This is a genomic window from Planococcus alkaliphilus (assembly GCF_057031095.1).
Genome location: NZ_CM168060.1, coordinates 1,192,084 through 1,207,739 on the forward strand (window position 1 = coordinate 1,192,084; position 15,656 = coordinate 1,207,739).

The following is a 15,656-nucleotide window of genomic DNA, read 5'->3' on the forward strand; positions in this document are numbered from 1 at the left end:
CTCTCCTGGAACAACTAATTGCTAAAACACCGTCTTTCTCAAGAAAAACGGTGTTTTTCTATTTCCATTTTCCGCTAGCTTATTTTAATTTAAAACAGGGTATGGATTACATAGTTCTTCATGGGCGGATTTCTTAATACATAGCACACCGTTTGACATAGCCTTTGAACTTCCGTAACATGAACAATTGTGATAAAAAAACAGGGAGGTACTATATGAAGAAAGTAACCAATGTTTTCTGGATTTCGATTGTCCTTGTGTTATTGGCAGTCGGATATGGCGCTTTTGCACCAGATAATTTTGCAGAAGTTACAGGCAATATAGAAGGATTCCTGACAACTTCGTTCGGGTGGTATTATTTATTGATCGTATCGGTCATGGTTCTGTTCTGCCTATTTTTCCTCATCAGTCCGATGGGGCAAATTCGATTGGGGAAAGACAATGACAAGCCGGAATTTTCTTTCGGCACATGGATTGCGATGTTATTCTCAGCTGGGATGGGCATTGGGCTTGTATTCTGGGGAGCGGCTGAGCCGCTGTCCCACTTTGCAATCGACCCGGCCACCGCTGAGCCAGGAACAGCAGAAGCGTTCAAGGAATCGATGCGCTTCACGTTTTTCCATTGGGGAATTCATGCTTGGGCGATTTATGCAGTAGTGGCATTGCCGCTCGCTTATTTCCAATTCCGTAAAGGAGAGCCAGGCCTGATTTCAGCTACGTTAAAGCCGATTTTTGGCGATAAGATGAATGGACCATGGGGGATTTTGGTTGATGTCGTCGCGGTATTTGCTACAGCTGTAGGTGTAGCAACCACTCTCGGTTTCGGAACCATTCAAATCAATGAAGGATTGGCTTTTTTGTTTGATGGCATTCCGGGAGACAATTTCACGGTTCAATTGGTCATCATTGCAGTAGTAACGGTCTTATTCATGATTTCAGCTTGGAGCGGATTAAGCAAAGGGATCAAGTATTTGTCGAATACCAATATGGTATTGGCAATCGCATTATTGGTCTTGGTCCTTATACTTGGGCCGACATTATTGATCCTCAATATGTTCACAGAAAGTGTTGGGGGTTATTTCCAAAACTTGATCCAAATGAGTTTCCGTTCGGCTCCAGTCAACGGAGAGAACCGGGCTTGGATTGACGGCTGGACGATTTTCTATTGGGCTTGGTGGATTTCGTGGGCGCCATTTGTCGGCATCTTTATCGCCCGTGTTTCAAAAGGGCGGACGATCCGCCAATTCCTATTTGGGGTCTTGATGATTCCAACTTTCTTAAGTTTCATCTGGTTTGCTGCTTTCGGTTCGACGGCGATTGATGTTCAAAACAGCGGCGTCGATTTAACCGGATTGTTGACATCGGAAACGCTGTTCGGGGTATTCAATGAAGTGCCATTAGGTGTGGTTCTATCGATCATCGCCATTCTTTTGGTCACTACATTCTTTATCACATCCGCCGATTCAGCAACTTTCGTTCTCGGCATGCAGTCGACAAATGGGTCATTGCATCCGGCAAATGCAGTTAAACTGACGTGGGGAGTTGCGCAATCATTGATTGCGGTTATCCTGTTATCGGCAGGGGGGCTGGATGCGCTTCAAACGGCGCTGATCATTTCAGCATTCCCATTCTCATTCATAATGCTGATGATGATGGGCTCCTTCTACAAGGCAATTAATCTGGAATACAAAGCCATTAAACGCAAACGATAAAACCGCCGCTTCGGCGGTTTTTTTGTGCAACAAGCGGTATAATGGAATGAGTGTTTGATGAAGGTGAGGAATTAAAATGAATGAAAAACCACATGTTTTATTAGTAGACGGGATGGCGTTATTGTTCCGTTCGTTCTTTGCGACTTCTGCGGTCGGCCAGTATTTCCGGACAACGGAAGGGCTTGCGACAAATGGAGTCCAAGGATTTGCGCGCCATGTACTGGCTGCGAAAGTCATGATGAAACCCACACACATCGCTGTTTGCTGGGATATGGGCGCGACGACATTCCGTACGGAAATGTTCGATGGCTATAAGGCGAACCGCCCAGCGCCGCCGGAAGATATGCTGCACCAATTCGATCTGGCGAAAAAGGTATCGGAGCAATTGGGCTGGAAAAACTACGGTGAAGTTGGAATCGAAGCGGATGATTTTATCGGCTCTTTCACTAAGCAATGGGAAGGCGAAGCGAATTTCACGATTATCACAGGGGATAAAGACATGCTCCAATTATTGAATCCTTCGGTAAAGATTGCTTTTATGAAAAAAGGATTTCATGTTTACGATGTATACGATGAAGACCGCTTTAAGGAAGAGTACGGCATAATGCCTGTTCAATTTGCAGATGTTAAAGCGTTTATGGGCGACCCGAGTGATGGATATCCGGGCGTTAAAGGAATCGGGCCGAAGACGGCGCTGCAGCTCATTCAGAATTACGGTTCAACTGACGGTGTGTTGGAAGCGATCGATGAGTTGAAGCCGGCGCAAAAGAAAAAGATAGAAGAGCATAAAGATATGCTGCTTCTATCTAAAGAACTTGCGGTCATAAAATGCGACATTCCGCTCCAAGTTTCGCTGGATGAAATTTTGGTGCCGAATTACACAAACGATATGGTCCAATTATTCGATGACCAGGAATTGAAATTGCTGGCTCGGCAATTGGAGAAAAGTTTGGCTCCGGTCAATCCGTTTGAGTAGGAATGATTTTTAGGAACGTCAGAACTTTTCGGTTCTGTTGATAAGAAACCGCCTGGATTTTACTTGGGCGGTTTCTTTTTCCGTTGTCATGGATGTAAAGGATCAAATCATCTGGCCGTTCTTCAAAACCGATCAGCGGAACCCAGTGATATTTGTAGGAAGAAGGAAAGCGCCAGCGAAATGAAAAATAACGGTCGAACTTCATCGCCATCGGCCGGCCTTGCATCAATTCTTCTTTTACTTGATCAATGGAGCGGGTTTTTATCACTCGGTATCTTTTTTGGCCAAAGCGGTTCAGTTTTCTTTTGAATCTCCAGGTAAACAGCCCGATGCGCGTCGTACCGAGTGCCCGGTAAAGTTCATTGACATCATAATCCTGCTTTTCATGATGCTTTAAAATCGCAGCGGCAGTTGTCGGCCCGCAAGCGGAACCTTGCAGCTCGGCCGCAATCGACTGGTCGTATTGGGACATGCCTTGAAATGGAATAAGCACTTTCATCAGGGACACCTCCTGGAGATTCAAAGATTAAGATCAGATGGAGTAAAGCGACTCATCTCGTTCGTTCAGCAAACTCTTCAATGCAGCACGGAATGTGTTAAATACTTCGAGCTCCACTTGAATTCCAGCGTGGACGATTTCGCGTACGAAACGAGGGTTGAATCCTACGTAGATTGGGCGAAGGCCCATCAATTTCAAAGCGCTGTTCAATTGTGAAAGCTCATTGGCCAATTCGTTATAGTCAAAAGACTCCACATCTTCCATGCGGACGCCGGTAAAATCGAAGACGACACAATGGATTTCACGGTTATCGGCCGCGTGCTGAAGCACTTTTGTACGGATTGTTTCAAACCGTTCACTGAAAATATATCCGGCAATCGGCACTAGAATCGTATTGGGAACGATAGAAGGGATGATTGGAGCTGACATATTGCGGATCACTTTTTCGTAATGCTTGATCAATTCTTTTAATTCCTGAATTTCATTGGTTGAATCCATAAGTACACCTCAATTTAATTTGTTTCCCTAGCAATTTTACCAGACTCCTGATTATAAGGAAGTTAAAAATTTTTAGGGAATGGAGAATCTTTACAATGACATCTATTATAGCGTAAAAAAAGAAATAGACGAATGTCTATTTCTCTTGAGAAGCTAAAAAGTCAGTCACTGATTCAGGCGATTTTGCGTTTGCGCTATGCAAGTGAGCTGTTTTTTCACCGTTTTTGAAAATCAATAGGCTCGGGATGCCCATCACTTCATATTTTTCCGCTAGTTCAGGCAGTTCATCGCGATTTACGTCATACCATGTGTATTGGTTATACTCTTCGATAATCGGGTCGATGAACATATCCATGCGCGTGCAATCCGGGCACCATCCTGCTTGGAATTTCACGATGACAGGATCCGTTCCTTCTATTACTGTATTGAATTGTTCAGTAGATGTAATTGGCTTCATAATTTCTCCTCCTTAACTGGTTCTTCTTCAGTGTACCTTGTCATCCGTTTTTCGAAAAGAAAACAAACTTGAAAGTAATGGATATTTTTAAGGATTAAATATTGCGAAAAAAGGAAAAATAACTTACACTAAGGACATAGAGAACGTTCTATTTTTTTTACAATAAAAATGAATGAGGATTCATTCAAAAACTCAAGGAGGGTTTGCTCGTGGCATACCAAATCAAAAAAGCGGCGGTGCTCGGTTCAGGCGTTATGGGTTCAGGAATTGCAGCACACCTTGCAAACATAGGGATTCCCGTATTATTGCTGGACATCGTACCGCGTGAATTGACAGAAGCGGAGCAGGGAAAAGGTTTGTCTCTTGAAGACAAAGCAGTGCGTAACCGAATTGCATCAACTTCTATCCAGAAGCTATTGAAACAAAAACCGGCTCCACTTACTGCAAAGAAAAATCTTCAATTGATTACTCCAGGAAACTTAGAAGACGATTTAGAGAAACTTAAAGACGTAGATTGGATCATCGAAGTGATTGTTGAAAACTTGGATGTGAAAAAATCTTTATATGGAAAAATTGACGCGGTTAGAAAACCAGGGACGATTATTACCTCCAATACTTCAGGCATCAGCATCAACGCAATGGCTGAAGGCCGCTCAGAAGATTTCGGCAAGCATTTCCTTGGAACGCATTTCTTCAACCCGCCGCGCTACCTGAAATTGCTGGAAGTGATCCCGGCAAATACGACAGCGCCGGAAGTGGTCGAGTTCATGACGAAATTCGGTGAAGACCGTTTAGGAAAAGGCGTCGTTATTGCAAAAGACACACCGAACTTTATTGCAAACCGCATCGGTACATACGGCTTATTGGTGACGCTTCGTGAAATGCAGAGCCGCGGCTATTCAATCGGTGAGGTGGATTCAGTAACAGGTCCGTTGATCGGTCGACCGAAATCTGCGACTTTCCGTACATTGGATGTAGTCGGACTTGACACGTTCATGCACGTTGCCAAAAACGTCTATGACCAAACCTCAGGAGACGAACAGAAAGTGTTCGAAGCTCCGGAGTTTATGAAGAAAATGGTTGAAAACGGCTGGCTTGGAGCAAAATCCGGCCAAGGGTTCTTTTTGAAAAAAGACAAGGAAATCCAGGAACTTGATCCGGAAACCTTGGAATACCGTCCAGCTGGAAAATTGAAAACGCCTTCACAAGAAATGGCGAAGCAGCAAAAAGGCCTATCTTCGAAAATGAAGACGCTTGTCTATGCAGAAGACCGTACAGGTGAATTGCTTTGGAGCATTCTTTCGCCAACACTTCGCTACTCGGCTGAGTTGAACGGCGAAATCGCGGATGACATTGTCGCAATTGATAACGCGATGAAATGGGGCTTCGGCTGGCAGCAAGGCCCATTTGAAACATGGGATGCCATCGGCGTTCAAAAGTCAGTCGAGAAAATGAAGCAAGAAGGCCATGACACGCCGGCATTTGTGCAGCGTTTATTGGATTCAGGCAACGAAAGCTTCTATAAAGAAGAAAACGGAGATTTATACTTCTTCGACGGAACGGATTACAAGCCGGTGCCGGTCAATGAAAAAGTCATCGATCTTAAACGATATAAGAAAAAACATGGCGTGATCAAATCGAACTCAGGCGCAAGCCTGATCGATCTTGGAGACGGTATCGCATTACTGGAATTCCATTCCCGCTCGAACGCAATCGGTTTGGATATTATGCAGATGATCAATTTTGCGGTAGATGAAGTTGAAAAGAACTTTAAAGGGCTTGTCATCGGGAACCAAGGAAAGAACTTCTGCGTAGGTGCCAACTTAGGCATGATTTTGATGGAAGCTCAAGATGACAACATCTTCGAACTAGATTTCACGATTAAAACTTTCCAAAATGCCATGATGAAGATTAAATACAGTTCGAAACCGGTTGTAGCAGCACCATTCGGCATGTCGCTCGGCGGCGGAGCTGAAGTGGCATTGCCCGCAGCACACATTCAAGCTTCGATGGAAACATATATGGGGCTTGTCGAAGCAGGAGTTGGCCTGATTCCAGGCGGCGGCGGAAACAAAGAGCTTTACATCAAGCATTTGAAAGGCTTGCCAAACGGCATCAACGTGGATCTGCAGAATATCGCAAGCAATGTTTTTGAGTCGATCGCGATGGCGAAAGTTTCAACTTCGGCAGAAGAAGCGCGTGAAAATAACTTCTTGAACTTTGTAGATGGAATATCTGTGAATAGCGATCATTTGATTTATGATGCAAAACAAGCCGCTTTAGCCTTGTACGAAAATGGCTATCAAGCACCGCTTCGCGAAAAGATTCCAGTAACTGGCGAACCGGGCTACGCTACGCTCCTGTTGGGTGCGGAAGGCATGTTCAGTTCAGGCTACATCAGTGAATACGATTTGAAATTAGCGAAAAAGCTCGCTTTCGTCTTGTCAGGCGGCAAACTTCCTTATGGCACAAAAGTGGATGAACAATATTTATTGGACTTAGAGCGGGAAGCGTTCTTAAGTCTCGTAGCAGAACCGAAAACGCAGCAGCGGATGCAGCATATGCTGGTTAAAGGCAAACCGCTCCGCAACTGAGAGCTCGATATTAAAGGAGGAAACAACTTATGCGCGAAGCAGTAATCGTGGCCGGGGCGCGTACCCCGGTCGGAAAAGCGAAAAAAGGCTCTCTCGCAACAGTGCGCCCGGATGATTTCGGGGCACTCGTTGTCAGAGAAGCAATGAACCGGGCTGGATACGATGGCCCGATCGATGATTTAATCATGGGCTGCGCCATGCCGGAAGCAGAGCAAGGCATGAACATTGCCCGCAATATCGGAGCACTGGCCGGCCTTCCGGATACGACTCCTGCGGTAACGATCAACCGCTTCTGTTCTTCAGGCCTTCAGTCTATCGCCTATGCGGCAGAACGGATTATGGTTGGATCTGCTGAAGCGATTATTGCAGGCGGCGTCGAGTCAATGAGCATGGTGCCGATGATGGGCAATGTCTTGCGTCCGAATGCGAAGCTTGCTGAAACCGCTCCTCAATACTATATGAGCATGGGGCATACAGCTGAGCAAGTAGCAACACAATACGGCGTGAGCCGAGCTGATCAGGATGCTTTTGCGGTCCGTTCCCACGAAAAAGCTGCAGCTGCTATTGAAAAAGGCCATTTCGTAGAAGAAATCGTGCCGGTCGAAGTGACAAAGCGATTCGTGGATGAAAACAATAAATACCAGGAAAAATCCTTTATGTTCGAAATGGATGAAGGTGTTCGCCACGGCACGACTGTGCAGACACTCGATAAATTGCGCGCAGCCTTTTCTGCACGCGGCACCGTAACGGCTGGGAACTCTTCCCAAACATCAGACGGCGCAGGCGCACTTCTGGTAATGGACCGCGAAAAAGCGGAATCTTTAGGATTGAAGCCGATTGCGAAATTCCGTTCCTTTGCAACAGGCGGCGTACCGCCGGAAGTCATGGGGATCGGCCCAGTTGTCGCGATTCCAAAAGCATTGAAACTGGCTGGACTATCCATCGAAGATATCGATGTATGGGAATTGAACGAAGCATTCGCTTCCCAATCGCTTGGTGTAATCCGCGAGCTTGGGCTTGATATCGACAAAGTAAACTTTAACGGCGGTGCGATTGCACTTGGCCATCCGCTCGGCGCTACAGGTTCCATTTTGACTTTGCGCATGATGAGTGAACTCAAGCGCCAAGGAAAACAGTTCGGCGTTGTCACCATGTGCATCGGCGGCGGAATGGGCGCAGCAGGCGTCTTTGAAATGCTATAAAAATTTTCCGTTCAATATAGATAACTAAAACTTAGGAGGAATAAAAAATGGCAGAGTCAAAAACTTTAATTAAAGGCGGCAGTTTTTTAATCGAAGATGCAGATTTATCACGGGTATTCACACCGGAAGATTTTACAGAAGAGCATAAAATGATCGCGAAAACGACTGAGGATTATGTGAGCAACGAAGTCATGCCAGTGGTCGAAAAATTGGAAAACCACGAATTTGAGCATTCGGTGCGTTTATTGAAATCAGCAGGCGACCTTGGGTTGCTTGGAGCCGATGTTCCGGAACAATACGGTGGACTGGGCCTCGATAAAATCGCATCTGCATTGATCGCAGAGAAAATGTCGAAAGCCGGCGGATTCTCGATCACTCACGGTGCCCACGTAGGGATCGGCTCATTGCCGATCGTTCTTTTCGGCAACGAAGAACAAAAACAGAAATACTTGCCGCGCCTTGCGACGGGTGAAATGATCGCAGCTTATGCCTTGACTGAGCCGAGCTCAGGATCCGACGCTTTAGGTGCAAAAACGGTAGCAAAACTTAACGAAGCAGGCACGCATTTCGTCTTGAACGGCGAGAAGCAATGGATCACAAACGCAGGGTTTGCCGATGTATTCGTGGTTTATGCGAAAATTGACGGAGATAAATTCTCTGCATTCATCGTAGAGCGCGAATTCCAAGGCGTATCGGTTGGACCGGAAGAAAAGAAAATGGGGATTAAATCTTCTTCCACTCGTACATTGATCTTAGAAGACGCAGAAGTGCCGGTTGAAAACTTGCTGGGCGAGGCAGGACGCGGACACATCATCGCTTTCAACATCTTGAACATCGGCCGCTACAAATTGGGAGTCGGCACGATCGGAGCTTCAAAACGTGCAATGGAATTAACGATTCCTTACACAAACCAGCGCCAACAATTCAAAACGCCGATTTCTTCATTCAACTTAACGCGTGAAAAATTGGCAACAATGGCTTCTCATCTGTATGCGGTGGAAAGTTCCGTTTACCGCACAGTTGGATTGTTCGAAGACCGCATGAGCGGATTCACGGATGAAGAGCATGCGGACGGGAAATTGGTTGCAAATGCAATTGCCGAATTTGCAGTAGAATGCTCGATGAATAAATTCTTCGGTACAGAGACATTGGATTACATCGTCGATGAAGGCGTGCAATTGCATGGCGGATACGGCTTCATGCAGGAATACGAAATTGAGCGCATCTACCGCGATTCACGCATCAACCGTATTTTCGAAGGAACAAACGAAATCAACCGCTTGCTTGTACCGGGAACATTGATCCGTAAAGCGGTCAAAGGCGAACTTCCATTGCTTCAGCATGCACAGCAATTACAGGAAGAACTATTGATGATGATGCCGGAAGAAATCGGCACTGAAGCTTTGGCTCAAGAAAAATACTTGGTGAAAAATGCGAAGAAAATCGCTTTGCTTGCAGCGGGTCTTGCAGCACAAACTTACGGCACGAAACTTGAAAGCGAGCAGGAAGTGCTTGTCAATATCGCTGACATCGTGAGCAATGTCTTCGCGATGGAATCTGTAGTGCTTCGTACAGAAAAAGCGATTGCTGCTTCAGGCGAAGAAAAAGCCCAGCAAAAATTGCTTTACACACAAATCTATTGCCAAGAAGCATTTGATAAAATTGAAAAAGACGCAAAAGAAACATTATTGGCTGCGATTGACGGAGACAACCAGCGCATGATGCTGTCAGCGCTCCGCAAACTGACGCGTTCAACTCCTTACAATGTAATCGAGAAAAAACGCCAAGCAGCGGTTAAATTGATCGAAGTTGAAAAATACGTAGTGTGATTTTGAAAAGCGCGGCTTCCGAGCCGCGCTTTTTTTACGTCGACCAGCAGCCTTTATTTTGGTAAGCTTGTGGAAAAGGAGGTTTCTGCATGATTACTTATTACGCTTATCCGAAATGTACGACGTGCCGCAAAGCCAAGAAATGGCTGGAGCAGAATGAAGTGGAATTCAACGAGATCCACATCGCTGAAAATCCGCCATCAAAAGAAGAACTAAGAAAGATTTATGAAAGCAGCGGCATGGAATTGAAGAAATTCTTCAATACAAGCGGCATGATCTACCGTTCGCTTGGATTGAAAGATAAACTGTCTTCAATGTCCGAAGATGAACAGCTGGAACTGCTTGCATCTGACGGCATGTTGATCAAACGTCCGCTCGCTTTTGACGGGCAGAAAACAACGCTCGGATTCAAAGAAGCGGATTATCAAAATGCTTGGCTATAAAGCATTTGAAATCTTGTATTTCAATGGGGTTTATGTCAAACTGAAATTGAGTTAATTACATATCTGGAGGGATTTCGATGAGTACACCACAAGAACTTCGTTATTCAAAAGAACATGAATGGGTAAAAGTAGAAGGCGGCACTGCCCGCATTGGCATTACGCATTTTGCACAAGCTGAACTTGGCGATATCGTTTTTGTTGAGCTTCCGCAAGTCGGCGACGAAATTAAAAAAGACGAGCCATTTGGCAGCGTTGAATCAGTTAAGACGGTATCAGAGCTATATGCACCAATCAGCGGCCGTGTAATCGAAGTGAATGCTGAACTCGAGGACAACCCTGAACATGTGAACGAGTCTCCATACGAACAAGCATGGATGGTGGTAATCGAATCCCCGAACGAAGCTGAAATTGGCGAATTGATGACTGCAGACCAATACAAAGAAATGACAAACGAGTAAAATCAAAGCGCCTTTTTGGGCGCTTTTTTCATCTCCAGATTTTCCACTATAAGCAGGATTCTAGAACAAATCGAGCAATCGTTTTATAATAAGAGTATTAACTCTTGCTTATAAGGCTTTAACTAGTTGAGGCAGCTATCTATTTCCAGTGAGGTGTAGTCTTATGGAAAAGGTGATCGTGGTAGAAGGGCGCAGTGATAAAACCAGAATTGCACCGCTCATTGCAGAACCCGTGACGATTCTTTGCACAAATGGTACAGTAAGTGCGTCAAGGCTTGAAGAGTTGCTGCTGCCTTATGAGGATCTGGATATCATCATTTTGGTGGATGCGGATAAATCCGGTGAGCAGCTGCGGAAATTGGTCAAAAGGGAATTCCCTGAAGCGCGGCATTTCTATATCAATCGAAGCTATAAGGAAGTGGCAGCGACGCCGATCCGGATTTTGCTTGATGTGCTGATCTCAGCGAATGTTCAAGTCAATAAGCTAGTAACTGAGGGATGAACAAGATGAATGAATGGACACATAAAGAGTGGCTGAAAGAAAAAAATACGCATGAATCAGCCGCTTATTATTTATATACGCCCATGTGCGGCACCTGCCAGGTTGCTTCTAAGATGATGGATGTCGTCAAAGAACTGGTCCCGAATGTCCGCTTGGGCAAAGCGAATTTAAATTATGTACAGGAAATTGCTTCTTTGTATCAAGTCGAAAGCGTGCCATGCCTGCTGATTACAGAGAACGGCCAGTTGAAAGAAAAGATCTATGCTTTTCATTCAGTGCCTTTTTTGTATGAAAAGTTAAAAACTGTTGACGAATAAATCCCTGCATGGTAAATTGAATTTCTGAATACTAATTAAATATCGTAACTCTTATTAAGAGTGGTGGAGGGAAGTGCCCTATGAAGCCCGGCAACCGTCATGAAAATGAAATGGTGCCAAATCACACAAAGTCTGACTTTGGAAGATGAGAGAACGGTTATCGTGTCATTACACGTTCACCCTTCTGCTCAATTCTGCGCAGAAGGGTTTTTTATTTTGGGGTAGGAGTTGTAAATAATGATTGTATTGAAAAAATTATCGAAGGTCTTCGATACAGGAAAAGGTTCTCTTACCGCCGTTGATCATGTGGACTTGTCCATTGGAGCCGGTGAAATTTTCGGCATTATCGGCTATAGCGGCGCCGGAAAAAGTACCTTGATCCGGTTATTGAACGGTTTGGAAAAACCGTCCGATGGATCGGTTGTCATCAATGGCCAAAACATTACGGCAATAAAAGGCAATGATCTTCGCAAAGCACGGCAGAAAGTCAGTATGATTTTCCAGCATTTTAACTTGCTATGGTCGCGTACCGTCAAGGAGAATATCGAATTTCCGCTTGAAATTGCCGGTGTGCCTAAAAGCAAGCGAGATGCGCGCGTATTGGAACTGGTCGAATTGGTTGGCTTAAAAGGAAGAGAAAATGCATATCCTTCACAGCTATCAGGCGGCCAGAAACAGCGGGTTGGCATCGCACGGGCATTGGCAAACGAACCGGAAGTGCTGCTTTGCGATGAAGCGACATCGGCACTTGATCCGCAGACGACAGACTCGATTCTTGAATTGCTGGTCGATATCAATAAACGGCTCGGGCTAACGATTGTGTTGATTACCCATGAGATGCACGTCATCCGGAAAATCTGCCACCGGGTTGCCGTCATGGAAGGCGGACGCGTAGTAGAGCTTGGCGATGTGCTGAACGTCTTCCAATCTCCGAAAGAAGAAATCACGAAGCGTTTTGTAGCTCAAGTAACCGACACGGAAGATTCCCAGGAAACGATCAAGAATTTGCGGAAGCTATATCCGACTGGGGAATTGGTGAAATTGGTCTTTGTAGGCGACCAAACCGAACAGCCGATTTTGACACAGCTGATCCGCAAGTATCCAGTGGATGTCAATATTGTGCAAGGGAATATCGCGCATACGCAACGCGGAGCCTATGGAACCTTAATCTTACAGATGAAAGGTTCTGCCCAGGAAATCAGTGAGGCGCTCACTTATTTGAATGCAGAAAGCGTTCAAACGGAGGTGATGTCAAATGATTGAGTCCTTATTCCCGAACGTTGATTGGGAGAACATGTGGGAAGCGACACTTGAAACGCTCTACATGACAGCGATGTCTACGTTTTTCACTTTTGTCATTGGGCTGGTTCTCGGAATTGTATTATTTTTGACAGCGCCTAAACAATTATGGGCAAATAGCATCGTCAATTGGTTGACTGGAGCTTTCGTCAATATTTTCCGCTCTATTCCTTTTATCATCTTAATCATCTTATTGATCCCGTTCACGAAATTCCTGATCGGTACAATCCGTGGGCCGAACGCAGCTCTGCCTGCCTTGATCATCGGGGCAGCGCCGTTTTATGCGCGGATGGTGTTGATCGCGTTAAAAGAAATTGATAAAGGCGTTATCGAAGCTGCACGTTCAATGGGAGCGACCACTTGGACGATTATCCGCAAAGTGCTTTTGCCGGAGTCTAAGCCGGCGTTGCTATCAGGAATTACGGTAACAGCCATTGCCCTTGTCGGGTATACGGCAATGGCTGGAATTATTGGTGCAGGCGGACTGGGAACTTTGGCTTTTCTTGATGGATTCCAGCGAAGCCGCGAAGACGTCACGTTAATGGCGACGATTTTAATATTGGTCATTGTATTTGCGATTCAATTTATCGGCGACTGGATGACCACTCGCTCAGATAAGCGTTAATAGAAAAACATTATAGAAAAAAGGGAGATCACACACATGAAGAAACTTGTAGCAGGAACATTATTATCCGTATTGGCACTGGCTGGGTGCGGGAGCGACAACGGCGGGTCAAGCGAAGAAGAGTCAAGCACATTAAAAGTCGGAGCGTCTAACGTGCCGCACGCGGAGATTTTAGAAAAAGCCAAACCGCTTCTTGAAGAGCAAGGCATTGAATTGGAAATTGAAACTTATCAAGATTATATCTTGCCGAACCAGGATTTGGATTCAGAAGAAATCGATGCGAACTATTTCCAGCATATTCCGTACCTGGAATCTCAAATCGAAGAATTCGGTTATGATTTTGAAAATGCAGGCGGCATCCACATCGAGCCGATCGGCGTTTATTCTCAAAAATATGCTTCATTAGATGAATTGCCGGACGGCGCGACGATTTTAATGAGCAACTCGGTTGCTGACCACGGACGAATTCTTTCACTTCTTGAAGCGGAAGGTTTAATCACTTTAGCGGAAGGCATTGACAAGACGGTTGCCGAAGTGAGCGATGTTGTGGAAAACCCGAAAAATCTTGAATTTGATGCAAACTATGAAGCTGCTTTGATGGTTCAGCTATATGAATCAGGGGAAGGCGACGCTTTATTGATCAACTCAAACTATGCAATCGATGCAGGCTTGAATCCGTTAGAAGATTCCATTGCACTTGAAAGCTCTGAGTCGCCTTACGTAAACGTAATTGCCGTAAGAGCTGGCGATGAAGACAGTGAAAACGTCCAAGCGCTTGTTGAAGCATTGAAATCAGAAGAAATCCAAGATTTCATCCTTGAAGAGTGGGGCGGGGCAGTCGTACCGGTCGACTGATCAACGATAAAGAGAAGGTCCAAGTAAAATTGGACCTTCTTTTTTTATTGCATAAAATTTAGATGTTAAATCAATTGAAACTTGTTTGTGGAATAATGAAAATATTACGAGAATACACTAATGGGTTACAATTATTTGCTTCCTGTGCTATTTTTAAATAATAAAATATACATTTGTTCATCTAGGGAGGACAATCGCATGAAGTTCAAATTCGGCTTATTGCCCCGGATTATTCTGGCAATTGCATTAGGCGTTCTAATCGGCTCTTTTGCGCCTGAATGGATGGCGCGCATTTTTGCGACATTCACTACGGTGTTCGGAAATTTTCTTAACTTTGTCGTGCCGTTAATTATTCTTGGTTTTATCGCACCTGGAATTGCTAAGCTCGGGAAAGGATCTGGGAAACTGCTGGGCCTTGCGACGGGTTTTGCCTATGCTTCGACTATTGTGGCAGGAATTTTGGCCTTCTTTGCGGCAACTGCCATTTTGCCGAACTTTATGGATAAAGGTTCGATGAATGGCATTGACGATCCTGCAAAATCCTTGGCCACTTCTTTCATTGATATGCCAATGGAACCGGTATTCGGCGTCATGACTGCTTTGATTTTGGCATTCTTGCTTGGAATCGGAATGGCTTCGACGGGCAGCAAAACGATGCTTTCGTTTTTTGAAGAATTTCAATCGATTATTGAAAAAGTCATTTCTTATGTCATTATTCCATTGCTGCCATTCCACATCTTCGGCATCTTTGCGAATATGGCATACGGGGGAGCGGTAGCGAAGATTCTTTCGCTCTTTGCTGTCGTATTCGTTATGATTGTCATTCTGCACTGGGTGATGCTGTCAGTTCAGTATTCAGCAGCTGGTGCATTAACTAAGAAAAACCCTTTGTTCCTATTGAAAACTATGCTTCCTGCCTATTTTACGGCACTTGGCACACAGTCTTCTGCAGCAACGATTCCGGTTACAGTGAAGCAAGCACGAAAGACTGGTGCAAATGAACGGGTAGTTGATTTCGCTGTGCCCTTATTTGCAACAATCCATTTGTCTGGGAGCACGATCACGCTTGTTTCTTGTGCAATCGGCGTTCTATTTATCACGGGGCAAGATCCCTCGTTCTCTGATTTCTTGCCATTCATCTTTATGCTTGGCGTTACCATGATTGCTGCTCCCGGCGTACCTGGGGGAGCTGTTATGGCCGCGCTCGGTTTGCTTGAAGTGATGCTTGGTTTCGATCCAACAATGATTGCATTGATGATTGCGCTGTATATGGCGCAGGATAGTTTTGGAACTGCAACGAATGTAACGGGCGACGGCGCTTTAGCGATTATCGTAGACCGTTTTGACAATGGCAAAAAAGTTTAGAATACATGCGTAATTCGATCTATTC

The 15,656-nt window shown here is 45.1% G+C and carries 16 protein-coding genes and 1 riboswitch; of the genes, 13 read left to right on the forward strand and 3 right to left on the reverse strand.

Annotated features, from left to right (window positions below):
• The first annotated feature begins 215 nt into the window (after window positions 1–215).
• Window positions 216–1,712 carry a glycine betaine uptake BCCT transporter gene (locus tag AC2EXB_RS06140; RefSeq protein WP_251479764.1) on the forward strand — a complete coding sequence of 499 codons (1,497 nt, stop codon included), beginning with the start codon at window positions 216–218 and terminating at the stop codon, window positions 1,710–1,712.
• Window positions 1,713–1,788: 76 nt separating this feature from the next.
• Entirely contained in the window at window positions 1,789–2,688 is a 900-nt protein-coding gene (locus AC2EXB_RS06145; RefSeq protein WP_251479760.1) for a 5'-3' exonuclease, read from the forward strand.
• Here the strand turns inward: AC2EXB_RS06145 and AC2EXB_RS06150 are convergent.
• The 3 genes from AC2EXB_RS06150 to AC2EXB_RS06160 form a co-directional block, all read right to left on the reverse strand.
• A complete protein-coding gene (locus AC2EXB_RS06150) occupies window positions 2,672–3,187 on the reverse strand; it encodes a C39 family peptidase (protein ID WP_483604120.1) in 516 nt (171 codons plus the stop codon). The genes AC2EXB_RS06145 and AC2EXB_RS06150 overlap by 17 nt on opposite strands.
• 33 nt (window positions 3,188–3,220) lie before the next feature.
• Window positions 3,221–3,685: an STAS domain-containing protein gene (locus tag AC2EXB_RS06155; protein WP_251479748.1), complete on the reverse strand. Its 465-nt coding sequence runs from the start codon at window positions 3,683–3,685 to the stop codon at window positions 3,221–3,223.
• Window positions 3,686–3,821: 136 nt separating this feature from the next.
• On the reverse strand, window positions 3,822–4,142 hold the full coding sequence (locus tag AC2EXB_RS06160; RefSeq protein ID WP_235198761.1) for a thioredoxin family protein: 321 nt from the start codon (window positions 4,140–4,142) through the stop codon (window positions 3,822–3,824).
• Window positions 4,143–4,351: 209 nt separating this feature from the next.
• Between AC2EXB_RS06160 and AC2EXB_RS06165 the strand changes: the two genes are divergently transcribed.
• From AC2EXB_RS06165 to AC2EXB_RS06215, 11 genes are all read left to right on the forward strand, one after another.
• Window positions 4,352–6,736: a 3-hydroxyacyl-CoA dehydrogenase/enoyl-CoA hydratase family protein gene (locus AC2EXB_RS06165; protein ID WP_483604121.1), complete on the forward strand. Its 2,385-nt coding sequence runs from the start codon at window positions 4,352–4,354 to the stop codon at window positions 6,734–6,736.
• 29 nt (window positions 6,737–6,765) lie between these two features.
• Complete coding sequence (locus AC2EXB_RS06170; RefSeq protein ID WP_251479740.1) at window positions 6,766–7,938, forward strand: acetyl-CoA C-acetyltransferase; 1,173 nt, start codon at window positions 6,766–6,768, stop codon at window positions 7,936–7,938.
• Window positions 7,939–7,985: 47 nt separating this feature from the next.
• Entirely contained in the window at window positions 7,986–9,767 is a 1,782-nt protein-coding gene (locus AC2EXB_RS06175) for an acyl-CoA dehydrogenase family protein (protein WP_483604122.1), read from the forward strand.
• A gap of 89 nt (window positions 9,768–9,856) precedes the next feature.
• Window positions 9,857–10,210, forward strand: coding sequence for an arsenate reductase family protein (locus AC2EXB_RS06180; protein ID WP_251479734.1), 354 nt, complete (start codon window positions 9,857–9,859; stop codon window positions 10,208–10,210).
• Window positions 10,211–10,287: 77 nt separating this feature from the next.
• Window positions 10,288–10,668, forward strand: coding sequence for a glycine cleavage system protein GcvH (gcvH, locus tag AC2EXB_RS06185; protein WP_235198765.1), 381 nt, complete (start codon window positions 10,288–10,290; stop codon window positions 10,666–10,668).
• Between the two features lie 163 nt (window positions 10,669–10,831).
• Entirely contained in the window at window positions 10,832–11,170 is a 339-nt protein-coding gene (locus AC2EXB_RS06190) for a ribonuclease M5 (protein ID WP_052652187.1), read from the forward strand.
• 5 nt (window positions 11,171–11,175) lie between these two features.
• A complete protein-coding gene (locus AC2EXB_RS06195; protein ID WP_251479731.1) occupies window positions 11,176–11,487 on the forward strand; it encodes a thioredoxin family protein in 312 nt (103 codons plus the stop codon).
• Window positions 11,488–11,535: 48 nt separating this feature from the next.
• Window positions 11,536–11,639: riboswitch (SAM riboswitch) on the forward strand.
• Window positions 11,640–11,724: 85 nt separating this feature from the next.
• Complete coding sequence (locus tag AC2EXB_RS06200; RefSeq protein ID WP_483604123.1) at window positions 11,725–12,750, forward strand: methionine ABC transporter ATP-binding protein; 1,026 nt, start codon at window positions 11,725–11,727, stop codon at window positions 12,748–12,750.
• Window positions 12,743–13,411, forward strand: coding sequence for a methionine ABC transporter permease (locus AC2EXB_RS06205; RefSeq protein WP_235198768.1), 669 nt, complete (start codon window positions 12,743–12,745; stop codon window positions 13,409–13,411). Before AC2EXB_RS06200 ends, AC2EXB_RS06205 begins: the two co-directional genes overlap by 8 nt.
• Before the next feature lie 36 nt (window positions 13,412–13,447).
• Window positions 13,448–14,266: a MetQ/NlpA family ABC transporter substrate-binding protein gene (locus AC2EXB_RS06210; protein ID WP_483604124.1), complete on the forward strand. Its 819-nt coding sequence runs from the start codon at window positions 13,448–13,450 to the stop codon at window positions 14,264–14,266.
• Window positions 14,267–14,464: 198 nt separating this feature from the next.
• Window positions 14,465–15,631, forward strand: coding sequence for a dicarboxylate/amino acid:cation symporter (locus tag AC2EXB_RS06215; protein ID WP_483604125.1), 1,167 nt, complete (start codon window positions 14,465–14,467; stop codon window positions 15,629–15,631).
• The last annotated feature ends 25 nt before the right edge of the window (window positions 15,632–15,656 follow it).